The following is a 22,498-nucleotide window of genomic DNA, read 5'->3' on the forward strand; positions in this document are numbered from 1 at the left end:
AACGAAGTTCAGGCGGCGGAACCGTGGTAGGTTTGGATAGCTTGAAGCCGGGCAAGCCGGCGCAGTGTTTGCTTGGACGGACGCAACGGGCAGTTCTCACGTGAATTCGGACGCTGCGGCAGGCGGGTTGTTTGTTCTTGGATGTCGTCGTTATCGATACGCGTATTCCCGCGGTCTCTATAGTAGCTTGAGGTAATATGCATACTGGGGTTCTCCGGTCGGTTTTATCGCTGTTGATTCAGGTCGACAAAGGCTAGGTCCATGGTGGTTTCGTACGGAGCCGCGATGGCATAGGCGCGGTTGGCGCCGGCCGTTTGCTCCCTCACCCACACGATCTGACTTTCCGTGGATGGGCGCAGGGCCCCGGCCACCTTGCCTTGCAACACAACCGGTTGGTGCATGGTGGCAATCCGTTCATCGAGGTAATTCAACTTGCGCACCGTTTCGGCCAGATTGGCCTCCAATTGCTTCGTGCGGGAAGCGGTGCGGGAGATCTGCTGTTGCATCCACACAATCGTGAAGGCGCAGCTCGCCGTCATGATGATCATCATCATGATCATCAGGAGTCCCGCCTTGCGGGTCTGTGGAGTTAGGTATGTCATCGTGTCGTCGTTGTTGGTTAAAGTTTGCGTACTGCGCGCAACCGGGCGCTGCGGCTGCGGGGATTCAAGGATAGCTCCTGCTCTGCCGGACTGACCGGCCGGGTCGAAATCATTTCCGCCAACACCACCCGCTGGTCCTGAGTGCGGCTGTCGCCGGCATGCTCGGGACGCCCCGCCATGCGGCGGCAGAATCGCTTCACGATCCGGTCCTCCAAGGAGTGAAAGCTAATCGCCGCAAGCACGCCGCCTGAAAGGAGGCGATCGAACGCAGCCGGCAGGCCGCGCTCGATCGCTCCCAACTCATCATTCACTTCTACTCGTATACCTTGAAAAGTCCGTGTGGCCGGGTGCACGGTCTTGCGCCCGCGCGGTGCGGGGCCAACCGCGTCACTGACCAACTCGGCGAGGGATGCCGTACGCTGCAAGCGTCCGGTGCCGCGCGCCTTGACGATGGAGCTCACCACCCGGCGCCAGCGCTTCTCCTCTCCGTAGTTGCGAACTGCGCGCACCAGCGATTCCTCGTCCGCCGTTTCGAGAAAATCCGCAGCGGAAATGCCCTCCTGTGGGTTCATGCGCATGTCGACCGGCGCATCACTGCGGAAGGAAAAACCGCGGGAACCGTCATCCAGTTGAAAAGAGGAAAGGCCGAAATCGAAAAGCGCGCCGTCAAACTCGCCGGCATCCAACTCAGCCAAGTCACCGAAGTTCATCGGCACGAATTCGAAGCGCTCCCCGTATTCGGCCTTCAGGGCTTGCGCCCGGACCGCGGCTTCGGGATCACGGTCCAGGGCCGTAACATGAACTCCCTCCGCAGCATTCAGAAGTGCACGGGTATGACCGCCGCCACCAAAGGTCCCGTCCAGATAGCGCGCACCCGCACGCGGACCCAACACCTCCAAAGTCTCGCGGAGCAAGACGGGAATGTGGCCGCTGTTGTGCGTCGCCGCTGCGTGGTCATCGACGGATAAGAGCATTCAGGAAAGTTCTTAGAAAGGAAGTAGGTTTGTGTTGGTGGCGGAGAAGTGCGTGCTCGCGGCGCTGGAGTGCGTCGCGAACGGCGTTGGTGGTGAAAAATGGACTGCGTGGCGGCGAAGCAAAGGTCCAGGGGGTGCGACGCTCTTTACCGGGATGGGTGATGTAACCCGAGCTACGGTAGTTTTCGCGGGCAATGTTCTGGAGGAGGCTTCGCATGGCGTTAGCGGTTATAAGCCGAACCGCTTGAAGACCGCGGCCTGGGTTTCAGGGTCGGTCTTCGTCTCGGCCTGAACCGCGTCGTAGACCTCTTGACTGTAGATACTAAAGGAATTCAGCATCCCCAGAAGGACGGCTTCCTTCCCGATCTTCGCATGGGCGACCAACTTGTCGTTCAAGTTGATCCGCCCCTGCTTGTCGCAGCTGAAGCTGTGAGCCATGGCCATGAACTCCGCGACAGCCTTCTGCCCTTCGATGTCCGCAATGCTGATCTGAGACATGCGCTCTTCCAGCTGGGCGATCATCTTCGGCGGATAAACCGTCACGTAGCCACTTGGATTGGGTACGGCGAGAAAGATGTTCTGGTCGGAATCGACCTCGGGACGCCAAGACGAAGGGATAGTCAGACGACCTTTGTCGTCCAAATTGTGGCGGTATTCGCCAACAAATAACCCTGTTTTGAAGATCCCCATCCAATGCGCGCGTAAACCAATTTCCCCCACAAAGCCCCATTTTCCCCCACAGGTCAAGTTCTTTTCTGTTGCAAATCATTGTGAACAACTTGTTCATAAGGACTTTAAGTAGCTTTTGCAGAGCCGCTTGAGACACTTGTTCACAGTTGAATAATTCGTAACAAACGTCCCCACAAAGCGCCCCACCACGCCCCCCGCGCGCCCCGCCATACTGTCCCACCGAAGTTTTACCGCCGCGCGCCACATAGAACTTTACATATCAAGATATCATTATTTATTGATACGTTAATGAGCCAATCCTCCCTTCATCAGCTCTTCGCATCCGGCGAGCCGCTTTTCTCCATCGAGTTCTTCCCCCCGAAGACCGAAGAAGCGGCGCAGCACCTACTGCGCACCGCCGAGCGCCTGCAAGCGTTCAAGCCCGACTTCGCATCGATCACCTACGGTGCCGGCGGCAGCACACGCGACCGGACGCTGGGCTACGCCCGGAAACTGCATGAGGACTATGGCTACACCATGATGCCACACCTGACCTGCGTGGGGCACTCCCGTTCGGAGCTTGCAGGCATCATACAGAGCTTCAAGTCGGCCGGGCTGGACCAGATCATGGCACTGCGCGGCGATCCGCCCAAGGGGGCCGATAGTTTTGAGCCGCACCCTGAGGGACTGGGCTACGCCAACGAACTGGTACGGCTCATCCGGGAGGAACACCCGGACTGCGCCATCGGCGTGGCCGGCTACCCCGAAACCCACCCGGAAGCCCCCTCCCCCGAACTCGACCTGCTGAACCTGAAGCGCAAGGTCGACGCTGGCGCCACCTTCATCACCACACAGCTCTTCTTCGACAACGCACTCTACTTTCAATTCGTCGACCGCTGCCGGCAGGCAGGTATCCGGATCCCGATTCTCCCGGGCCTGCTCTCGGTCAGCAGTCTGGAACAAGCAAAACGCTTCTGTGAGATGTGCGGCGCCAGCCTCCCCCGCGAACTGGAAGATGCGCTCCTTGCCGCCGATGGCGACAAAACCGCCATCGAAGCCGTCGGCGTGGACTGGACCTACCGCCAGGCCCGCGAACTACTGGAACGCGGCGCCCCCGGCATCCATTATTATATACTGAACCGCGCAGGGCCTGCGACCAGCCTGATGGAGAAACTGCAGGCGGCGGGATTCTACAAGCGCTCGTAGCCTCCCACAAATGGAGCAGCCGGAAATTGGCCCCGATCAGCGAGGCTGAGCCACGGCGCAATGCCTCCTAACCCGAGCGTTCGCCCAAGACACCGGGAACCCGCATTCTCCGCCCCCACGGACAGGCCCTGAAATCGCGGCCGAAGTTCTGCACAATCTCCCTTTTTCTGGCCTTGCAGTATTTGCCGCGAGTCCTAATCTCCGCCTCTTTTTCGAAAATTCCACCCTCTGCGCCCGTCTGATTTCCCCAGAAAAGCAGCGGCCCGGAACCGAGTTTAACACACAAACAGACCATGACCGACCTATCCAAATATCGTAATATTGGTATCTTCGCCCACGTTGACGCCGGCAAGACGACCACCACTGAGCGTATCCTCAAGCTCACCGGTAAGATCCACAAGCTGGGTGAAGTGCACGATGGTGCGGCCACAACCGACTTCATGGAACAGGAGCAAGAGCGCGGTATTACCATTCAGTCCGCCGCCACCACTTGCTTCTGGCCGGGCAGCGAGCAACAGCACGCCAATGCGCCCTATCGCTTCAACATCATCGATACCCCGGGCCACGTGGACTTCACCGTTGAAGTGTACCGCTCCCTGAAGGTCCTCGACGGCGGCGTCGGTGTGTTCTGTGGCTCCGGCGGCGTGGAACCCCAATCCGAAACCAATTGGCGCTACGCCAATGACTCGGAAGTGTCCCGTCTCATTTATGTCAACAAGCTCGACCGTATCGGTGCCGATTTCTACAAGGTTGTCGATCAGGTGAAGACCGTGCTCGGTGCGGTACCGCTTGTCATGGTCCTGCCGATCGGCACCGAAAGCGACCTTAAGGGTGTCGTCGATCTTCTCACCCGCAAGGCTTGGGTCTGGGATGATTCCGGAGATCCCATGAACTACGAAATCCAGGACGTGCCGGCCGACATGGCCGACAAGGTCGAGGAATACCGTGAAGCACTCATCGAAACCGCCGTCGAACAGGACGACGAGGCGATGGAAGCCTACCTCGAAGGCAACGAGCCGGACCTGGCTACGATCAAGAAGTGCATCCGCAAGGGCACCATCAACCTCTCCTTCTTCCCCACCTACTGCGGTTCTTCCTTCAAGAACAAGGGGGTCCAACTGGTCCTCGACGCCGTCGTCGACTACCTGCCGAGCCCGACCGAAGTCGAGCCGCAGGAAGAAGTGGACGCCGAAGGGAATCCGACCGGCGCCAAAGCGGAAGTCTCCGTGGACAAGCCGCTCCGCGCGCTTGCGTTCAAGATCATGGACGACAAGTACGGCGCCCTGACCTTCACACGTATCTACTCCGGTAAGCTGGAGAAGGGCATGTCGATTCTCAACTCGTTCACCGGCAAGACCGAGCGCGTCGGCCGTATCGTTGAGATGCACGCCAACGACCGCAACGAAGTCGAATCCGCGCAAGCCGGCGACATTGTCGCCCTGCTCGGCATGAAGACCGTACAGACCGGCCACACCCTGTGTGACCCGAACCACCCGGCTACACTCGAGCCGATGGTCTTCCCCGAACCCGTCATCTCCATCGCCGTCAAGCCGAAGGATAAAGGCCAGGCTGAAAAGCTCGGCGTCGCCATCGGTAAGATGGTCGCTGAAGACCCCTCCTTCCGCGTTGAAACCGACGAGGATTCCGGCGAAACCATCCTCAAGGGCATGGGTGAGCTTCACCTCGACATTAAGGTCGACATCCTCAAGCGCACCTACGGCGTCGAAGCTGAAATCGGCAAGCCGCAGGTCGCTTACCGCGAAACCATCACCGTTCCGGTCACCGACAGCTACACACACAAGAAGCAATCCGGCGGTTCCGGTCAGTACGCGAAAATCGACTACACCATCGAACCGGCAGTCGAAGACGAGAACGGCGAAAAGAAGACCTACGAATTCGAATCCAAAGTGGTCGGCGGTAACGTTCCCCGCGAGTTCTGGCCTGCGGTTGACAAGGGCTTCAAGAACTCCATGGGCAAGGGTGTGCTCGCCGGTTACCCGACCGTGGACCTCAAGGTCACGCTGACCGACGGTGGCTTCCACGCGGTCGACTCCTCCGCAGTTGCCTTCGAAATCGCAGCCAAGGCCGCATACCGCCAGTCGATCCCGAAGGGCAAGCCGGACATCCTCGAGCCGATCATGAAGCTCGACGTCTTCTGCGGTGAGGAAAACATGGGCGACGTCATCGGCGACCTCAACCGTCGCCGCGGCATGATCAAGAGCCAGGAACCGGCCAACACCGGCATCCGCATCAAGGCCGACGCACCGCTCTCCGAAATGTTCGGTTACATCGGCGACCTCCGTACCATGACCTCCGGTCGTGGCCAGTTCTCCATGGAATTCTCCCACTACGCTCCGTGCCCGAAGAACGTCGCCGAGCAGGTGATCAAGGAGGCCAAGGAGCGCGAAGAAGCCAAGAAGAAGTAATTCCAGAGGACAGACGTCGGAAGACAGAAGTCAGATTTTCAAAGTCCCCGTTCGAAAGAACGGGGACTTTTTTGTGCCCCCACCTCTTACTCTTAATCCCAATCCTAATCTTAATCCTAATCCACCACCTCTACGAACATGCCGCACCGCGGACGGAACGAACGGTTAATTAATTAGATCGCATCAGCCGGTAAATCCCTAGACGATCGAGCATATGTCTACACGAAAAACACTGAAGCGCACATTCCTGGCACTCGCTGTTTTGTTGCTCGTTCTAACCTTGCTTGTTATTGAGGAAAACTGGCGTGGCAAGCGGGAGTGGGATCGTGTCGTGGAAGCTACTGCAGCGAAAGGAGTGACGGTCGACTGGACCGATTACATTCCCGAAGAAATCCCCGACGAGTTGAACCTAAATAAAGCTCCCATGATCGCCTATTGGCATCAGGAACGAAACGAGCCCGAGGCGAACAAAGTACTCAGCTGGGAGGAGCGATGGGGCCCGGTGAATGACTTGAACAGCTTGACTTCCGAATTGAGACAAGTGGACCTATCTATCAGCTCCCCTGAGGCGATACAGGAGTTCATTAAAAAGCTCGAACCTTACCGGGAATTAATCGCGGAGTTCCGGAAAGCATGCATCGAGCGCCCGCTGGCCCGAATGGATGGCAACTACCTGGGCGACCCATTCAGCTCAGCCATTATACCGTTTACTGCAGTACGCAACTATACCACCTTGCTCTGGGCTGAAGCCATGGTGCACCTGCACCAGAACCGGCCGGATTTGGCACTCGAAAATATCGCTGCCATGCGCCGATTGAGCACGCTCAACCCCCAGCCTTATTTTCTAGTCAATGCCATGATCGAGGTAGTGGTTGAAAAGAATTTCATCCTACCAAGCTATACAGAAGGCCTGAAAATGGACTTGTTCTCGGATGCGGAACTGCAGTCGATCATGTTAGAATGCCTGGAGGGTGCACCATTGGAAAAGCTCGAAAGTTCCTTCGAGACAGAAATCGCAGCCGGCTTACGCTACGCAGAGCTCTGCATGGAGAAAAAACTCGATCTCGAAATGGTGGATTTGATCAACCTTGAAACAGACCAATACAGGCTTATCAGCCGCTTGCTCCCAAAAGGTTGGCAATGGATCCTCTTCAGCCGATGCACACATTACACAAGTTTCCAATTGGAGATCTATGACAGCTCGAAGCGAGCCTTGGACACGGATCGAATGGATGCCATCAAGGAGAACTATGAGCAAATAATCCTCGAACCAAAGTTCTTCAATCTGCTGGCGGCCATGGCCTTACCTGCGTTTGAAAAGATTTGGGAAACCACCATCCACTTACAACAAAGCAAAGACATGTGCGCCCTCGCCTGTGCACTCGAACTCTACCACCGCGCACATGGCGAACTTCCAGCAGAACTGGACACGCTATACCCGGATATCCTGCCGACCCTTCAAAACGATCCGATTACCGCTGCCCCCTACCATTATGAAAGGGTCAATGCGGACGAATACCGGCTCTGGTCAGTCGGAACGGACCGCACGAACGACAACGGCTATCACCAAGCGGATGATCCCAAGGACAACGTGTGGCCCCAGTCCACACGCAAGCACAAGCCACGCGAATGGATCTGCGGCAGCACACCGGTGACTGAGCAGACGGACAGCCTGAAGAAGCCCTCAACTGAGGAAACCCTCTCGATACACTTCATCGATGAGGACCTCAGCGTCATCATGAGTAACGTGGCGGAACTCTTTAACTTAAATTTGGCAATACCGGAGACCTTTCCTAAATCCCATAAAACCAGCATCCAGCTAAAAGATGTAGCGTGGCCGCAACTCTTCGACGTCTTACTAGAACCAACAGGCTATACTTGGACAAATCGCGACAAAGGCACCGTCCAAATCATCAGCGTCTTGGAGATGGCGAATACCTATCCTGAAGAAATTGCCTACATCCGTCGCTTCAGTTTTGAAGAACTGAAGCCAGTATTGGAGCCACTCCTCGTTGAAGGTGCAATCACTCAAATCGGAACCTGCGATGATCCCAACCACCTACACTTCAGGGCTCACAAAAGTGAGTCGAAGGCATTGAAACATCAGCTCGAAACCATCGATCTGATCGGCGATGGCCTCATCCAGTCCAAATAGCGGCTCACATCACGCCCTCTCTTGTCCTCGCAGCACACTCGAAAGTGGGTCTACTCCCGAAGCGAATTCCATGCAAAACGCATTCCATGTTCGACCTCGGGCCTCCCCGCCCTACCTTGCCCCGATGCTGACAACCATCGTGACTCATCCGGGCGGCGCCCACAAAGACGACTTCCTCGCCTGCTGCGTGCTGCTGGCAAAAGATCCGGTGCGCATTGAGCGCAGGGACCCCACCGAAGCCGACCTGTCGGACCCGAAAGTCGCAGTCGTCGACATCGGCGACCAGCATGATGCGTCATTGATGAACTTCGACCACCACCAGTTTCCCCGTGACCATGCGCCGACCTGCGCGCTCTCGCTGGTGCTCCAGCGGCTCGGGCTCTATGAAGATGCGAAAAGCTTTTGCGACTGGCTCGAGACCTCGGAGTGGCTCGACTGCCGCGGCCCGGTCGACACCGCGAAATGGCTCGGCACCGAGCGCGACGTCCTCTCCAAGCTCAACTCGCCTGTGGATGTCACCTTACTGCGCCGTTTTGCGTCCAAGCCGGTCCATCAATCCGGCGAACCGGTCTGGGAAGTCATGCGCATGGTGGGCCAGGACCTGCTGGAGTACATCACCAGCCTGCGCGAACGCTTGGATTACATCAAGGGACACGCCGAGATCTGGGAACTGGAAGGCTTCAAGGCACTCTTCATGCCGCGCACCGACCCCATGCCGGACGAACCCTCTGCCGGCCTCGGGCGCTATATCGAACAACTAGGCCTGGAAAACGAAGTGCTCGCCATGGTCTACCCCGACCGCCGTGGCGAAGGTTACGGCATGCGCCGCTACAACGATGATCCACGCATGGAGTTCACCCGGATCGACTCGGAGGACGATGTGCACTTCACCCATGCCCGTGGTTTCATCGCCAAGACTTCAAGCAGCGGCATCGAGCGATTGAAAGCGCTACTGCAAAAAGCCTTCGTCCAAGCGTAGTCGACCTGCTTGAGCCGGTCGACCGAATGTGCAAACAGTATCGACCGACCGGTACGGTCGCACGGCTGAAGCGGTGCGACAACGTCGACCGTGAAGCGTCCCTAAGCGGACACACCACATAAATATCGTTTCTACAGCGGCGTGCGCGCGTGTCGCGCGCTATTCCGAGCCAGCGCGAAGTCCGCCTGCCACTTGCATCAGGGCCAAAGTTTGGCACCCTATCTGCCGCAGACGAGATTATGCCTTGGTATACACCGACGACACAACTGAGTGAAAAGGACCGCGAGTCCGGCCTGAAATATTTGTTCTACGACGGACTGTGCTCCCATGCCATGACCCTCTTGGTAACCGGCGCCTTTCTGCCCGGCATGGCTCTGGCACTCGGAGCCAGCAACTTTGTCATCGGCCTGCTGGCCAGTCTGGCGCCCATGGCGCAAATGGCCCAGATCCCGGCCATCCTCGTGATCGAACGCGTCGGTCTGCGCAAACTACTCACTGTACTCTTTGCCGGAGCCTCCCGCATCGCCCTCGTCGCAGCCGCGTTCACCCCCTTCTTCGCTCCCGACGGAACCAAAGTCTTCCTGTTCACCCTTTTCATGATCCTGTTCTTCTTCGGCGGCTCCTTTGCCGGCTGCTCCTGGAGTTCATGGATCAAGGACATTGTACCGCAACAGACGATGGGCAGCTACCTCGCCTCACGCCTTGCGGCCGCGACCGCTCTGGGTGCGGTGCTGAGTGTGCTCGCCGGTTTCAGTATCGACGGCCTGAGCTCACTGATCGGGGAACCCGGCAAGGCCTACGGCTTCATCTTCCTCGGAGCCGCCATCTGCGGGCTCTATGGCGTCAAGCTCCTCACCCATGTGCCGGAACCACGCATGCCCCCGCCGGATTCCGGCCAGCAGTGGCTGAGTTCACTCCTCAACCCCGTTAAAGATCCGAATTTCCGCCGCCTGCTCTTCTTCTCCGCCTCCTGGAGCTTCACGGTGATCATGTCCGGGGCCTTCTTTGCCGTCTACATGTTGAACCGGATCGGTATCCCGATGAGCGGCGTCATCCTGCTCGCGGTGCTCAGTCAGGTCACGAATATCTACTTTTTCAAGGTCTGGGGCGCGATCGCGGACCGCTATAGCAACAAAAGTGTACTACGCGTCTCCGTACCACTCTTCATTCTCCTCCTGCTCCTCTACCCCTTCACCACCCTGCCGGAGCGTCACAGCCTGACCATTCCGCTGCTCATCCTCATCCATATAATCGGCGGCATCTCGACCGCCGGCTTCAACCTCTGCGCGGCCAATATCGCCCTGCGTCTGGCGCCCCACGGCAAAGCCACCGCATATCTCGGCACCAATGCCTTTTGCGCGGGTCTCGCCGCCGCGGTGGCTCCCATCGTCGGCGGCGCCATCGGCAGCTTCTTCGCGATCCGGGAAATCAGTATCAACATCTTCTACAATGCGGATACCGCATCGCCGGAAAATGCACTCTCCATCCCTGCGCTCAGTTTCCGCGGCATCGATTTTGTCTTCTTCGCCGCCGCCCTCGCCGGCCTCTACGCCTGGCACCGCTTGTCCATGGTCGAGGAAGCCGGCACGGTCAGTGAGTCCGAGGTCCGCGACCAGGTCTTTGCCTCCGTCCGCAACAGCCTCTTCAGCACCTCCGGACTCAGCATGGGCATGCGACGCATGACCGCCTTCCCCTATGAAATGCTCAAAAGCACAGGAAAAAGCACCACTGCCACCCTCTATCGCGCCGCGCGGAACGGCATGACCATGGCGCGGGAGAGCCTGGTCAAGCAAAGCGGCGAGCAGAGGGACGAGGATGAGGAGACCGACAAAGGCGACACGGTCTAGCCCGGCCGACGCAGGCAAAAAAAAACGGGGCTCATTGCTGAGCCCCGCTGAAAGTAATGAAATGGTCGGGATCGACTAGTAGTCGCGGCCACCGCGGCTACCACGGTCACGGCTACCGAATTCACGACGGCCGCCACCGCCGCCACCGCGACGCTCGCCACCACCGAAGTCGCGACGACCACCGCCGCCGCCAAAACCACGGCCTCCGCCACCACCAAAGCTACGACCACCACCTTGAGGGCGTTCTTCACGCGGACGGGCTTCATTGATTGTCAGAGCGCGACCCAAGAAATCCTGGCCATTCAGGTTTTCAATAGCGGCATCCATGCCTTCCTTGGTTTCCATTGTCACGAAGGCGAAGCCGCGAGGGCGACCGGATTCACGGTCTTTGACGATAAACACGTCACTTACTGGACCCTGCGACTCGAACAGCTCACGAATGTCCACATCCGTAGCGGAAAAGGGCAGGTTGCCCACATACATCTTTGTATTCATTGATTCTCTATCTTTAACGCTATGCCACTGCTTCGTTGCCCTGAGTGCCCTTTATTGGACTCGATCTCTCTCTGAATACAAAACTGTCTCCACGGATCCTTTACCCACGCTCTGAATATTAACAAGTGATATAGTAGCAGGGCGTTATTTCATGCTTTGAGGAAAATGCAAGACGCGTTTCACGGGATCGACCTCCTTTCACCAGGCTGTAACAGTCCCCGAAATCAACCCCGTGCCCCCGATTCGGAGCGGGCAAAGCGGAGCCAGCGCACGATGAAAACCAGCCCGACCGTGACAAGGAAATACCAGGGCGCCCATGCCAGGGAGCGCACAAAGACTTCGTCCTGATAGGCCCCCGCACTGCCAAACGCGGTCACATCGGTCTCCAGCTTGATTGCCGCGATCAAGGCCGAATACAAGAGGCATACCGTGCCATAGGCAAAGTTGGTGGACAGCCCCTTGAAGCTCAAGACGGTGGCCCGCTGCTCCGAGGGCGCCGCCTCATTCAGGTAGCGGCTGACCAGATAGTTCGCCACGCCCATGCAGATAAATAGCAGGGAAGCAGGTAAAACACCCCAGTAAGGCAGCACACGGCTCACGCCAACGAGCCCCAGCAAGAGCAAGCCGCAGGTCATGAGAAAAGCCTGGACCGGACGAAAGCGATCGGCCATCCAACGCGCCAACCGGGGGACGAAAATACCGATAAAAGCCATACCGGAGCCAATCAGCCCATAACTCACAATCGGCAACTCGATCACATGCCAGTATTTGCTGTCCAGGGTGAGAAACTGCCGGATCACATTGTCCACCGCCATGATGGCCAGCAGGATACCGAAGGGGAAAGCCGTGGCCCAAATCCACTTCCCGGCCGAAACCGTCTGACGCCAGCTTCGCGCAAGGGTCTCCGGCACGGTCATACCGGCTTCCAGAGGCGCCTCCTTCATGCGGACTGCCGTCTGCAGAACAACCAACCCCGAAATAAAAGTCATCAATACGGGCAACTTGACCAGTTGAGACTGCACCAGCGTGATTTCCGGATCAAAGAGACGCAGCACGGCATTGACCATGTCAGGATCGTAGACAGCCGCCCCCAGCGTCATGGCAAAGAAGAATGCAAGTGAAGTATCCCGCTGGACCCGCTCCAGCACCAGACCCCATCGGTCCTCGAGACCGGCATACTTTAGCGAATCGTAGGTCAAAGCCTCATCCGCCCCGCTCGCGGCAGCCTCCGCCAGTCCGCTGACGACCCGGTTCACCGCAAAAAGCCCAAAGAGGAGGGGTCCCCCGTTGATCGGCGCAATCAGCAGGACCCCCATTTCAACCACCATGCAAAGCCCCGCCGCGATCAGCAACTTGCGCCGACCAATGGTGTCTGCAAGCGCCCCCGAGGGAACCTCACACAGTACGATCGTCACCGCCCAGATTGCGTTGAGGATACCAAACTGCTCCAGGCTCAGCCCGAAATCCAGAAAGAGCAGCGTATAGACCGGATAGTAGAAGCGCGCCGAAAAAAACATCCGGAACAGGGTAAAGCAGCGCACATTGCGCAATGCGGTACGTTCTAACTCGCTTTTCGACACAGGGACAAACTGGCAGCCTCCGCTTGGCTGGGCAAGCGGATTGGCCGCTAATACCGCTGCAAACGTGAGCGCTTCTTCGCCTTCAGTTGCCCACAACCAGCCGCAACATCGATCCCCCTGCGCTGACGCACGGTACTGGGGAGACCGGCGTCCTGAATAATTTGCTGAAAAGCGCGCACACGTAGCTCGTCGGGGGCTTGTCCGTCATAATCTTCGGTCGGGTTGAGCGGGATCAGATTGACGTGGGCGTCCATGCCATGAAGCAGGTTTGCCAATCGATGCGCATGATCATCGCTGTCATTGACACCACGAATCAAGGTCCAGGCAAAGAAGACACGGGCCCGCTTGATTGCGGAATACTCGCGGCAGGCCTCAAGCAAATCGCTCAAGGGCCAGCGCTTGTTGATCGGGATCAACTTGCCCCGTTCCGCATCGCTCGCGCCATGCAAACTCACGGCGAGCGAATAACGCTTCGGGTGCCGGGCCAGCTTCTGGATACCTGGGATATAGCCGACCGTGCTGATCGCGACCCGGGCCGGGCCGATGTTCAGGCCACGCGTGTCGGTCAGAATTTCCAGCGCGTCCATGGTCGGCTCGAAATTGTGCAAAGGCTCCCCCATCCCCATCATCACGATGTTGCGCAGCTGCTCACCCGTATCCTTGCGCAGCTCGCGTTCGACATGGAGCGCCTGCGCCACAATCTCACCCGCACTCAGGTTTCTGGAAAATCCCATTTGACCGGTCGCACAGAACACGCAGCCCATGGCGCAGCCGACCTGACTACTTAGACATGCCGTGTAGCGCCCGGGAAAACCCATCCGCACACTTTCGACCTCGGCGCCATCATGGAGGCGCAACAGGTATTTGCGGGTAAAACCATCCGAGCTCGGGGTCTCATCAACCAAGTCGATCGGGCAATGACCGGGTGCTACCTCAGAGTCCAACCACCGCTGCAAGGGAGGCAGGACCCCCTCCACCTCGGACAAACCACCGCGCAGCAACTTGCGCTGAACGGCATTGAAAAGCGGCTTTGCGTGCACAGGATTCACCCCCGAGGCCGCCAAGCGTTCCTCGAGTGCCCCGTAGCGCAGCCCTTCCAGTGTGTCCATCATCCCTCCCCTCTGAGCTCAAACCGCACTGACGTCAACCGTAACAGTGAGCTGCGACTGCACAGCTCCCGGCCCGGTGAAACGACCGGCCACCGGGGGGATCGACTCGGGGTGGCGGTGTACCGCGGTGGCAATATGATGATCACCGGTCACTTGGCCGCTGGTGCTGTCGAACCCGATCCACCCCGCACCGGGCAAATAGACCTCGGACCAGGCATGGGTGGACCCGTGCTGCGTACTGCCCGGGTTATGAAGATAGCCGCTCACAAAACGGATGGCAAAGCCCAGATAGCGGCAGGCCTCGATAAAGAAGGCGGCAAAGTCACGACAGCTGCCGGACCCGAGCATGAGCGTCTGCGCGGGGCTCTGCACCCCGGGCTCCTCTCGCATGCGATATGCGAAGTCATTCACGATCCCCTTGTTCATTTGATCGAGCAGGACATAGGTCTCGATCGACTGCCCCGGACGCCAGAAACGCGCCACCCATTCCTTCAGCCGCTTCGTCTCATTCGGCCAGGTGTGGCTCCGGTAAGGCAGCAGGTCCAGACGCTCCTCGGGTTCGAAGGGAAAAGGGTAGGTCACCGCGCGTTCATCCACAATGAAGTTGAGCGGCTGGCTTTCGTAGTGATTGATAAAGACCTCGCTTTCGATCCGCAGGCAGTCCGAGCTCTCAGTGAGACGGAGCAGCCCCACCGAATTGCCGTAGATGTCTCGATACCACTTCACATGATGGGACGGGCTGACCGACAGGCGGGAAGACTCAATCCGGATATCATGTCCTTCCCGGGGTCGCAATAGGAGCCGATGCTCCGAAAAGGACACGGGAGCTGAAAAACGATACTCGGTCAGGTGGTAGATGCGTATCCGGTTCATAAAGCCCTGGTAGTAGGGAGGGACAGACAACTAAAGCCCCGAACCCCGGTCATGACAAAGTAAAAAACAGCTCTCAGGTTTGCGATCCAAGCCCCCCTGCAACACCGGGAACCGTATGTTCTTCACACCCGCGAGCAAGCTTCGCTGCGTAGTCTATTTCCGGATACAAAATACCGGCCAAGACAGCCACGTAGCGGCCGGTCAATACGCCGTACCGTTTTCCTTCGCTTCCAGTTCGTCAAGTTCCTGCTGCGCCTTGGCGATCCGTTCCTGCGCTTCCAGAATGCGTTTTGCACGCTCCTGCGATTCCTCATATGCCTTACGTTTGGCAGCCAGCTCGGCTTCAACCCGGGCGGCTTCCTGCTCCGCGGCTTTCACGTCCGCGTCCGTCGCGGTCCGCGCGATGTTGTCCTGCACCTTCTGTTCCTCAAGTCCCTTGATTTCCTCTTCCAGTTTGGCCTGCTCGCGAACCTCTTTCTCATACTCATACTGCCGCTGCGCTTCGGCAGCTTCCAATTCTTCACGACGCTTATCCACCTCGTTGCCGGCGACACCTCCGAGAATACCTCCGAGGACCGCCCCCGCGACCACATTCACATCGCTACCGTCCCCCATGTTATTGCCGGCAATCCCGCCGAGGATCGCGCCGGTGACAGCGCCGATATTGCGGCCGGAATTGGGCCCGCTGGCAGGACCGGTCGAACAACCGCCCCCAAGCAAGGCGGCAATAAGTAGAGAGTAGGACAAAATTTTCATGGTCATGCGGGAAAAATAGGAATACGTCCCTAAAACGCAATGCTTAGCGTACAATCTAAACTTTGAGCTTTATTGCAATCTCCCCTTAGCTGAACCACACTCCAAGGTAATATGAGCTTAAGAAATCCCGAACGTGGTCTCTTCACGGTAAAAGGCCTAATTTTCAGCCTGGGGTTGATCGCCTCCTTCATCTTTGTCGGCGTTTTCTACGCCGGCCTGATCCGCCCCGCCGCCAACAAGGCCGCCACCGCCGCGCTTTACGGAGTCGACAGCGGAAGCACCTGGGCCAATCTATTCGTCATATTGAAGGATATGGAGCAGCAGGTCTGCATTTCCCTCTTCATCTGGGGGATCATGATCCTGGCCTACAAGTTCCACCAGGTCCGGTCCGAAGCCAAGGTGGTGGACCTGTTCGACCCGGCACCCGGCATCGAAAGCCGCCCCGAAATGCTAAAGCTAAAGAGCATCCGCGGCAGCATCAACCGGAAGCAGGCACAGGAATTAGCCAATGAAATCGAAAATCATGGCAAGGACGCCGAACTCGGGAACAAGATCCTGCCCTACGTCCTGGCTCGCGGCTTGGAGCGCTACCATATGACCGGCAGCGTCCCGGAAAGCACCGAGACCATCATGGGGCGGATCGGCGTCGCAGCCGAACAACAAGAGAGCGAATTATCTGTACTACGTTATTTAGTCTGGGCCATTCCCTCGATCGGATTCATCGGAACCGTTCGCGGAATCGGCGTCGCACTCCGCCGGGCCAACGAGGCTCTGGAAGGCGACATATCCGGCGTAACCAGCGCGCTTGGAGTCGCATTCAACTCCACCCTGGTCGCCCTAATCATCAGCATCCTCCTTATGCTCTTGATCCACCTGCTGCAGGGGAACCAGGAAGGCTTGATCCTGCGCCTTCAGACTTTCTGCCGCGAACAGCTGCTGGACAAACTCTACGACCGCAGCTTGCCCGACGACAGTAAGGAACCCGCATCCCCCGAGAAGACCGAAGAGGCCTAACGCCCCCCATCTCGCATCCCCCATCCCGCATCCCGTATGAAACGCCGCGAGGCACAGAGCTCCGCCCTCTCTTTCATGGACTGCATCTGCTGCGGGTTCGGGGCGGTCTTGTTGCTGTTCATCCTGACAGCCAAGCAACAGATCGTCTTCAGCGAAGAAGACGCATCACAGGCACTTGAAGCAGCCCAAACACTGCATGCCGCGATCGAGCAGGCCGAAGCGCGTCAAAAGGCGCTGGACAAGGACCTCAGTGCCCTCGACCCCCAACCGGGCACGAATGCCACCAGCCTGGCCGAACTGGCGGCCGAGCAGGAGCGTCTGGCCAAGGCTATTGAAGCGCAGGCGGAAGCCCTGGAAGCGGTGGAGTCGGAAACCGAATCCGAAGCCGCCGGACTGGATCGCCCCTCCGCCGACCAGAGCTACCTGTCCGGCCTGCAACTGAGGGCGCCGCGCGTGGTGATCCTGCTGGAGAATTCAGGGAGCATGCTGGCCCCGGATGCCAACGAAGCCGTGCGCTTGCTCCAAAGCGGACAAGGCGCAAGCTCGGACAAATGGAAGCGGGCCAAGGCGGCGGTCCGCACCGTCCTTGCTTCCATCCCGCAAGGCACCCAGGTGGCGATCTTCCAAATGAACCTGAACACCTCCGCATTGTCAGGCAGTCCGGCCAACCCGTACTTTGATCCCTATGACAATGCCGCACTGCTCGGCGCCCTCGAACAGCTGGATCGCCTCGAAGCCAGTGGAGGGGCTGACTTAAGCAAGGCGGTCCAGACCGTCAGCCAACTCAATGAGAGGCCCAGCAGCTTGCTACTCATCGCCGACGGACTGCCGACCGCCCCCGCCGCCGGAGGCAGCTTAAGCGAGGCCGATCGCGTGCGCCTGTTCAATAGCGCGACCAGCCGCAACATCAACTATCCGTTCAACACCATCCTCCTGCCCTTTGAAGGCGATCCCTCCGCCGCCGGGCTCTTTTGGGGGCTGAGCGGACGCACGAACGGCATCACACTCATCCCCGACGAGGACTGGCCAAGCATCTGATGATTAAACGCAGACCCATCGAAGTATTCAGCATGTCCTTTCTCGACTGCCTGTGCTGCGGGTTCGGGGCGATCCTCCTGCTCTTCCTGCTTTCCATCGGCTCCGGCAAGGCCGGCGTCCAGAGCCCGGTCGACAATAACACACTGGAATCCCTCCGCCAACAGCTCGCCCGACTCGAGGCCGACGTCGCGGACAAGGCCAGCCGGCTGGACGCGGCCATCAACAGCCGCGAGACAATGGAAGCCCGGCAGAAAATCCTCTCGAAGATCCGCGAACTGGAATCCACCCTTGCCGACCTGCAACAGGACCTCGACGCCCGTAAAGCCAATCTCAGCACCAGCCAGAAAGCCGCCGCGGAAGCGAAGCGCCTGCTCCAAAGCTTCAAGTATGAAAACCTGCCTCCCATCGGGCTGCCTGCCGAGGCCACCCACGTCGCCTTCGTCATCGACACCTCCGGCAGCATGCGCAACCAGCTGACCAAGCAATTGCACTACGGCGTGATCGAGCAGATCACCGAGCTACTCGACAGTCTTCCGGAGGTAAAAAGCATCCAGTTTCTGGATACAAGCGGCAACTACATGCTGAGCGGTCGCAGCCGCATCTGGCTACCGGATACCCCCGGACTGCGCCAACAAGCCCTCCGCAGCGTGCTCAACTATCCGGTCCTGAGTGTCAGCGACCCGGAACCGGGAATCCGGCGCGCCCTGCTCGACCTGAAACCCAGCCTGAATGCCAACGAGCGCATGAGCGTCTACATGCTGGGGGATGATTTCCGCGGCAACACGCAAAGCTTCCTGCTCAAGCTGGATCGCCTGAACCCCAGGAACCCGGCCAACGGCAAACGAGCGGTCTCCATCAGCGCGGTCGGCTTCCCCACCCTGATCAGCCCCTTCCAGATCGGTGCCCCGCAAGGCAACACGCGCTACGCCAATATCATGCGAGAAATTGCCGAAGAACACGGCGGCGTGCTCATACTCAAGCCCCGCATTTAAAGGGGCACTGAACTCTCAGGTCATTTCGACCACAACTGCCGTGGTGTTGTCCTTCCCATACACACGTATCGCTTCCGCGACCACACGCTCGGCCGGATTGCCGTCGATGGCATAGGACGGCGGGTTCTGCACAAAGCGTTGTATCCCGCTGTCAAAGAGCCCTTCGACCACGCCATCGGAACACATCAGGAACTGGTCACCGGGCTCATAACCGACCGCACCGAATTGCGGATTCAAATGCTGCGTGTTGCCGCCAATCACTTGCTGCAAGGAATGACGCCCGGGATGATTTCGTGCTTCCCGCGGTGAAATCTTACCTTGCCGCAACTTCCAGCCCACGTGCGTGTGGTCCTCACTGATTTGCCGGATGCCGCCAGATGCCGGTAGATGATAAATCCGGCTATCCCCCACATGCGCAAAGTAGACCCAATCGGGCCGCACCCAGCACAGGCTCAAAGTTGCCCCCATCCCCCTCAGCTCCTCGTAGAAAAAGCCGAGGCTGGAGACCTCTTTGTGAATTTCGTCAAACAATTGGCCCAACACATCCTGAAAGCCCACGTCCATCCCGGTCGCACCCGTACGAAAAACGGAGGGAAAAAGGCGCGTGATTTTGTCGACCGCGATCCGGCTGGCAAACTCGCCGGCATTGGCCCCGCCCATCCCGTCACTGACGGCAAAGACATAATCGTGCGGGGCTAAATCCGACTCCCCGTATTTTCCGAGACGACGCACACCTTCACCGTCCACCTGCAAGGCCAGAAACGCATCCTCATTGTTCTTCCGGACTCGCCCCACATCAGTGATACCCCACCAATGAATCCGGCGGGCCTTCGATTCAGATTCTTCGGCCATAGCGTTTAGTCCTTGGGGTAGGCGTCACGATTGGGGTGCGAAAGCATAGGCGGCGGAGGCGGATATCCCGGCTCCAGGATCGTCGCAAATTCAAAATCAATCACACAGAAGCGTCCCATTTGCTGGCTATAGGTGATATTACGCACCTCCGCATCATCGTGCTGGACCCCATATTGTTCAAGCTCGGCAAAGATCTGCTGCTTCTTGCCATCACTCACATGGTCCACCCGAGCGCCACAATTCGAGGTCACCAGATACAGGCTCTCGTCGTCCGCCTCGATCACACGGGGCACGAAGGGACACTTATGGCGCTCCAGATAGCGAAGTACCCGCACCTCGTTCTCGTAGCGCTCCCGGGCTTGAGGTCCGCGGAAACGCTTGTGTACCCGCCCGTCATAGCCGATGTGCACCGTCGCCCGGCCCGTATTCTTCGCTTCTTGCATCCGTCGACTATGCGGCATTTTCAGCCACACTGGCAAGTTTTCCCCACCCCAAAAATAGGGCTTTTCAACATGGCTGGCAAAAAAACTTGCGGTCCATCCCATGGCATACTATCTGCTCATTCCCGTTGCTTCCGAAGTACGCACACGACTTGAGGCGGCCTTCCGGATGACAACAAACAGTATAATCACTCCGATTAAACCTACTTATTATGGCCAAAATCAAACTCGAATACATCTGGCTGGACGGCTATGAGCCCGTTGCCAACCTGCGTAGTAAAACGAAAATCGAAGACGGTGATGTCGATAGCTTCACTCTTGAAGACTGCCCGATGTGGGGCTTCGACGGTAGCTCGACCCAGCAAGCCGAAGGTGGCAGCTCTGACTGCATGCTGAAGCCGGTTGCGCTCTACCCGGATGCGACACGCAAGAACGCGTTCCTCGTCATGAGCGAGGTTATGATGCCGGACGGCACCCCGCACCCCTCCAATGCACGCGCAACCATCTCCGATGACGAAGGTTTCTGGGTTGGTCTGGAGCAAGAATATTTCCTTTACCAAGACGGCTGCCCCCTCGGCTGGCCGGGCGGCAACGACTTCCCTCCCCCTCAAGGCCCGTACTACACCGGTATCGGCTACAAGAACGTGGGTGACATCGCTCGTAGCATCGTTGAAGAGCACCTTGACCTTTGCATCGCCGCAGGCATCAACCACGAAGGTATCAACGCCGAAGTGGCCAAGGGCCAATGGGAATTCCAAATCTTCGGCAAGGGCTCCAAGAAGGCTGCCGACCAAGTGCACGTTGCCCGCTACATTCTGATCCGTCTTTGCGAAAAGTACGGCGTCGATGTCGAGTTCCACTGCAAGCCCTTCCGCGGTGACTGGAACGGTTCCGGCATGCACTGCAACTTCTCTTCCACTTACATGCGTGAGACTGGCGGCAAGGATTACTTCCTCAAGCTCATGGACAAGTTCGAAGAATACAAGGACGAGCACATCGCCGTCTACGGTCCGGACAACGACATGCGCCTCACCGGCCTCCACGAAACCCAGTCGATCGACATGTTCTCTTGGGGTGTGGCCGACCGTGGTGCTTCCATCCGTGTCCCGCACAGCTTCGTCAAGGACGACGCCTACAAGGGCTATCTGGAAGACCGCCGTCCGAACTCCCAGGGCGACCCCTACAAGATCGTCTCCCGCGTGCTTCAGACTGTCGAAGAAGTCGAAGCGGCATTCAAATAAGCCGTTCTCGAACGTTTCTTTCAATCAGCGCCACTCTCCGGAGTGGCGCTTTTTTTGGGTTCTTCGCCATTTAGCGGGGAAAGCATCGTCGAATACTAAAATTAAGAGAATCTTAATTTTACAACCGCTACAAGGTAGGGAGGCAGGGGAGGAGAACAAAGTCATGCCACCGGATAGCTCCTCTCCCCAACCTCGCCCGACAGGGATCTCTAGCGGTTGTGAAAAATAAAATGGAGTGTATGAGACTTTACGTAAATCCTTTGAATCATCGAGGATCACTGTTTATGCAGCCGTTCCCCGGTAAATGACAATGAACCTGAATAGCACGGACTGAATGAGGGGAATTGAATATTTGGGCCGATAGAGGCTTGGGGCGGTAGTGGCTGCTTTAGCTGCCATATTACGTCCTGCAGGTGCGTCGACTTGCTGGCGACTGAAGTCGCCACTACGGATCATTGCCTTTAGTCCGTGCCATTCACGATGAACCTTTTTTTGGGGCTCATTGTCGACTAGCGGTAAACTGCCTTGGACTTCGCGCGATGGCTTGCCTGAACCCCTCCGGCTCCGCTTTGCGGAGCCACCTCCCCTCGCTGAGAGGAGGAGCTTTGACTGGATCGCTCCACCGGAGTCCCCCGCGTTGATACAAGCTCCTCCCCGGTTCGCAGAGGAGGGGAACCGCAGGGCGGCCTGCCCTGAGCTTGTCGAAGCGGTGGAGGGGTCTCAAAGTGGCAGTCAGATAGGGATTGGCTCGCTGCGCTACGTCGTTCCGAGGCCTCCGGCCGACAAGACCGGGCCGCATTTGCGGAACCGGAACAGCCCCAAGGGTTCGCATCCCTATCACGGCACGCTCTTGAGAACGGACACAAAAAGACCCCACGATCGCTCGTGAGGTCTCAAAGTGGCAGGCCGATAGGGATTGGCTCGCTGCGCTCGGCCCTTCGGGCTCCTGCCTCCGGCAGGCCCCATCTTCGCTACGCTACGTCGAACCCCCAAGGGTTCGCATCCCTATCACGGCACGCTCTTGAGAACGGACGCAAAAAGACCCCACGATCGCTCGTGAGGTCTCAAAGTGGCAGGCCGATAGGGATTCGAACCCCAAATGACTGGACCAAAACCAGTAGTGTTACCATTACACCATCGGCCTATGGAAGTGATGCACAGTAGAATCGAAAGAGTGCTCGTCAAGCAATCTATGAAAGAATATTTCAGATCAATCGATAGGTTGACGTATCGATAAAAAGGGCGTTTAA

General features: G+C 58.1%; 20 protein-coding genes and 1 tRNA gene. 9 read left to right on the plus strand and 12 right to left on the minus strand.

Annotated features, from left to right (window positions below; translation table 11 throughout):
- Positions 1 to 8 precede the first annotated feature (8 nt).
- The 4 genes from O2597_RS07670 to O2597_RS07685 all read right to left on the minus strand — a co-directional run bounded on the left by O2597_RS07670 (position 9) and on the right by O2597_RS07685 (position 2,266).
- Positions 9 to 203 carry a hypothetical protein gene (locus O2597_RS07670; RefSeq protein WP_269523756.1) on the minus strand — a complete coding sequence of 65 codons (195 nt, stop codon included), beginning with the start codon at positions 201 to 203 and terminating at the stop codon, positions 9 to 11.
- A gap of 21 nt (positions 204 to 224) precedes the next feature.
- On the minus strand, positions 225 to 602 hold the full coding sequence (locus tag O2597_RS07675) for a hypothetical protein (protein WP_269523757.1): 378 nt from the start codon (positions 600 to 602) through the stop codon (positions 225 to 227).
- A 17-nt stretch (positions 603 to 619) separates the two neighbouring features.
- The gene (gene rsmH, locus O2597_RS07680; RefSeq protein ID WP_269523758.1) at positions 620 to 1,576 is read right to left on the minus strand and encodes a 16S rRNA (cytosine(1402)-N(4))-methyltransferase RsmH; all 957 of its coding nucleotides are present in this window, start codon (positions 1,574 to 1,576) and stop codon (positions 620 to 622) included.
- Between the two features lie 228 nt (positions 1,577 to 1,804).
- Complete coding sequence (locus tag O2597_RS07685) at positions 1,805 to 2,266, minus strand: division/cell wall cluster transcriptional repressor MraZ (RefSeq protein ID WP_269523759.1); 462 nt, start codon at positions 2,264 to 2,266, stop codon at positions 1,805 to 1,807.
- A gap of 288 nt (positions 2,267 to 2,554) precedes the next feature.
- Between O2597_RS07685 and metF the strand changes: the two genes are divergently transcribed.
- The 5 genes from metF to O2597_RS07710 all read left to right on the plus strand — a co-directional run bounded on the left by metF (position 2,555) and on the right by O2597_RS07710 (position 10,858).
- A complete protein-coding gene (gene metF, locus O2597_RS07690; RefSeq protein WP_269523760.1) occupies positions 2,555 to 3,451 on the plus strand; it encodes a methylenetetrahydrofolate reductase [NAD(P)H] in 897 nt (298 codons plus the stop codon).
- Positions 3,452 to 3,744: 293 nt separating this feature from the next.
- Positions 3,745 to 5,877 carry an elongation factor G gene (gene fusA / locus O2597_RS07695; RefSeq protein WP_269523761.1) on the plus strand — a complete coding sequence of 711 codons (2,133 nt, stop codon included), beginning with the start codon at positions 3,745 to 3,747 and terminating at the stop codon, positions 5,875 to 5,877.
- A gap of 214 nt (positions 5,878 to 6,091) precedes the next feature.
- On the plus strand, positions 6,092 to 8,032 hold the full coding sequence (locus O2597_RS07700; protein ID WP_269523763.1) for a hypothetical protein: 1,941 nt from the start codon (positions 6,092 to 6,094) through the stop codon (positions 8,030 to 8,032).
- A gap of 124 nt (positions 8,033 to 8,156) precedes the next feature.
- The gene (locus O2597_RS07705; RefSeq protein ID WP_269523764.1) at positions 8,157 to 9,011 is read left to right on the plus strand and encodes an MYG1 family protein; all 855 of its coding nucleotides are present in this window, start codon (positions 8,157 to 8,159) and stop codon (positions 9,009 to 9,011) included.
- A gap of 239 nt (positions 9,012 to 9,250) precedes the next feature.
- The gene (locus tag O2597_RS07710) at positions 9,251 to 10,858 is read left to right on the plus strand and encodes an MFS transporter (RefSeq protein ID WP_269523766.1); all 1,608 of its coding nucleotides are present in this window, start codon (positions 9,251 to 9,253) and stop codon (positions 10,856 to 10,858) included.
- Between the two features lie 75 nt (positions 10,859 to 10,933).
- Here O2597_RS07710 and O2597_RS07715 read toward each other — a convergent pair whose 3' ends face one another.
- From O2597_RS07715 to O2597_RS07735, 5 genes are all read right to left on the minus strand, one after another.
- Positions 10,934 to 11,353 (minus strand): RNA recognition motif domain-containing protein, encoded by a 420-nt coding sequence (locus O2597_RS07715; protein ID WP_269523767.1) that lies wholly within the window; start codon positions 11,351 to 11,353, stop codon positions 10,934 to 10,936.
- 224 nt (positions 11,354 to 11,577) lie between these two features.
- Positions 11,578 to 12,933: an MFS transporter gene (locus O2597_RS07720; protein ID WP_332108359.1), complete on the minus strand. Its 1,356-nt coding sequence runs from the start codon at positions 12,931 to 12,933 to the stop codon at positions 11,578 to 11,580.
- Positions 12,934 to 12,980: 47 nt separating this feature from the next.
- A complete protein-coding gene (gene rlmN / locus O2597_RS07725; RefSeq protein ID WP_269523769.1) occupies positions 12,981 to 14,045 on the minus strand; it encodes a dual-specificity RNA methyltransferase RlmN in 1,065 nt (354 codons plus the stop codon).
- Between the two features lie 15 nt (positions 14,046 to 14,060).
- A complete protein-coding gene (locus tag O2597_RS07730; RefSeq protein WP_269523770.1) occupies positions 14,061 to 14,915 on the minus strand; it encodes a transglutaminase family protein in 855 nt (284 codons plus the stop codon).
- A gap of 201 nt (positions 14,916 to 15,116) precedes the next feature.
- Positions 15,117 to 15,671: a glycine zipper 2TM domain-containing protein gene (locus O2597_RS07735; protein WP_269523771.1), complete on the minus strand. Its 555-nt coding sequence runs from the start codon at positions 15,669 to 15,671 to the stop codon at positions 15,117 to 15,119.
- A gap of 111 nt (positions 15,672 to 15,782) precedes the next feature.
- On the opposite strand from O2597_RS07735, the gene O2597_RS07740 reads away from it, so the two are divergent.
- From O2597_RS07740 to O2597_RS07750, 3 genes are read left to right on the plus strand one after another with little or no spacing between them, the layout of a single operon-like run.
- The gene (locus O2597_RS07740; protein ID WP_269523772.1) at positions 15,783 to 16,685 is read left to right on the plus strand and encodes a MotA/TolQ/ExbB proton channel family protein; all 903 of its coding nucleotides are present in this window, start codon (positions 15,783 to 15,785) and stop codon (positions 16,683 to 16,685) included.
- Between the two features lie 36 nt (positions 16,686 to 16,721).
- On the plus strand, positions 16,722 to 17,723 hold the full coding sequence (locus O2597_RS07745; protein ID WP_269523773.1) for a VWA domain-containing protein: 1,002 nt from the start codon (positions 16,722 to 16,724) through the stop codon (positions 17,721 to 17,723).
- Positions 17,723 to 18,715 (plus strand): vWA domain-containing protein, encoded by a 993-nt coding sequence (locus O2597_RS07750; RefSeq protein WP_269523774.1) that lies wholly within the window; start codon positions 17,723 to 17,725, stop codon positions 18,713 to 18,715. Before O2597_RS07745 ends, O2597_RS07750 begins: the two co-directional genes overlap by 1 nt.
- A 15-nt stretch (positions 18,716 to 18,730) precedes the next feature.
- Here O2597_RS07750 and O2597_RS07755 read toward each other — a convergent pair whose 3' ends face one another.
- Both O2597_RS07755 and O2597_RS07760 read right to left on the minus strand, forming a co-directional pair.
- A complete protein-coding gene (locus O2597_RS07755; RefSeq protein ID WP_269523775.1) occupies positions 18,731 to 19,567 on the minus strand; it encodes a PP2C family protein-serine/threonine phosphatase in 837 nt (278 codons plus the stop codon).
- A gap of 5 nt (positions 19,568 to 19,572) precedes the next feature.
- Positions 19,573 to 20,010, minus strand: coding sequence for a protein kinase family protein (locus tag O2597_RS07760; RefSeq protein ID WP_269523777.1), 438 nt, complete (start codon positions 20,008 to 20,010; stop codon positions 19,573 to 19,575).
- 209 nt (positions 20,011 to 20,219) lie between these two features.
- Here O2597_RS07760 and O2597_RS07765 point away from each other — a divergent pair, with 209 nt between their 5' ends.
- On the plus strand, positions 20,220 to 21,248 hold the full coding sequence (locus O2597_RS07765) for a glutamine synthetase beta-grasp domain-containing protein (RefSeq protein WP_269523778.1): 1,029 nt from the start codon (positions 20,220 to 20,222) through the stop codon (positions 21,246 to 21,248).
- 1,070 nt (positions 21,249 to 22,318) lie between these two features.
- Here O2597_RS07765 and O2597_RS07770 read toward each other — a convergent pair.
- Positions 22,319 to 22,392: transfer RNA gene (locus O2597_RS07770), tRNA-Gln, on the minus strand.
- Between the last annotated feature and the right edge of the window lie 106 nt (positions 22,393 to 22,498).

The sequence above is a fragment of the Coraliomargarita parva genome (assembly GCF_027257905.1).
GTDB lineage: Bacteria > Verrucomicrobiota > Verrucomicrobiia > Opitutales > Coraliomargaritaceae > Coraliomargarita_A > Coraliomargarita_A parva.

Bases quoted from the DNA above. Each gene is read 5' to 3' on its own strand.
- O2597_RS07730 (WP_269523770.1), bottom strand. From the start codon at position 14,915: ATGAACCGGATACGCATCTACCACCTGACCGAGTATCGTTTTTCAGCT.
- O2597_RS07740 (WP_269523772.1), top strand. From the start codon at position 15,783: ATGAGCTTAAGAAATCCCGAACGTGGTCTCTTCACGGTAAAAGGCCTA.
- fusA (WP_269523761.1), top strand. From the start codon at position 3,745: ATGACCGACCTATCCAAATATCGTAATATTGGTATCTTCGCCCACGTT.
- O2597_RS07735 (WP_269523771.1), bottom strand. From the start codon at position 15,671: ATGAAAATTTTGTCCTACTCTCTACTTATTGCCGCCTTGCTTGGGGGC.
- O2597_RS07685 (WP_269523759.1), bottom strand. From the start codon at position 2,266: ATGGGGATCTTCAAAACAGGGTTATTTGTTGGCGAATACCGCCACAAT.
- O2597_RS07670 (WP_269523756.1), bottom strand. From the start codon at position 203: ATGCATATTACCTCAAGCTACTATAGAGACCGCGGGAATACGCGTATC.
- metF (WP_269523760.1), top strand. From the start codon at position 2,555: ATGAGCCAATCCTCCCTTCATCAGCTCTTCGCATCCGGCGAGCCGCTT.
- rsmH (WP_269523758.1), bottom strand. From the start codon at position 1,576: ATGCTCTTATCCGTCGATGACCACGCAGCGGCGACGCACAACAGCGGC.
- O2597_RS07710 (WP_269523766.1), top strand. From the start codon at position 9,251: ATGCCTTGGTATACACCGACGACACAACTGAGTGAAAAGGACCGCGAG.
- O2597_RS07760 (WP_269523777.1), bottom strand. From the start codon at position 20,010: ATGCAAGAAGCGAAGAATACGGGCCGGGCGACGGTGCACATCGGCTAT.
- O2597_RS07745 (WP_269523773.1), top strand. From the start codon at position 16,722: ATGAAACGCCGCGAGGCACAGAGCTCCGCCCTCTCTTTCATGGACTGC.
- O2597_RS07765 (WP_269523778.1), top strand. From the start codon at position 20,220: ATGGCCAAAATCAAACTCGAATACATCTGGCTGGACGGCTATGAGCCC.
- O2597_RS07705 (WP_269523764.1), top strand. From the start codon at position 8,157: ATGCTGACAACCATCGTGACTCATCCGGGCGGCGCCCACAAAGACGAC.
- O2597_RS07750 (WP_269523774.1), top strand. From the start codon at position 17,723: ATGATTAAACGCAGACCCATCGAAGTATTCAGCATGTCCTTTCTCGAC.
- O2597_RS07700 (WP_269523763.1), top strand. From the start codon at position 6,092: ATGTCTACACGAAAAACACTGAAGCGCACATTCCTGGCACTCGCTGTT.
- O2597_RS07715 (WP_269523767.1), bottom strand. From the start codon at position 11,353: ATGAATACAAAGATGTATGTGGGCAACCTGCCCTTTTCCGCTACGGAT.
- O2597_RS07675 (WP_269523757.1), bottom strand. From the start codon at position 602: ATGACATACCTAACTCCACAGACCCGCAAGGCGGGACTCCTGATGATC.
- O2597_RS07755 (WP_269523775.1), bottom strand. From the start codon at position 19,567: ATGGCCGAAGAATCTGAATCGAAGGCCCGCCGGATTCATTGGTGGGGT.
- rlmN (WP_269523769.1), bottom strand. From the start codon at position 14,045: ATGATGGACACACTGGAAGGGCTGCGCTACGGGGCACTCGAGGAACGC.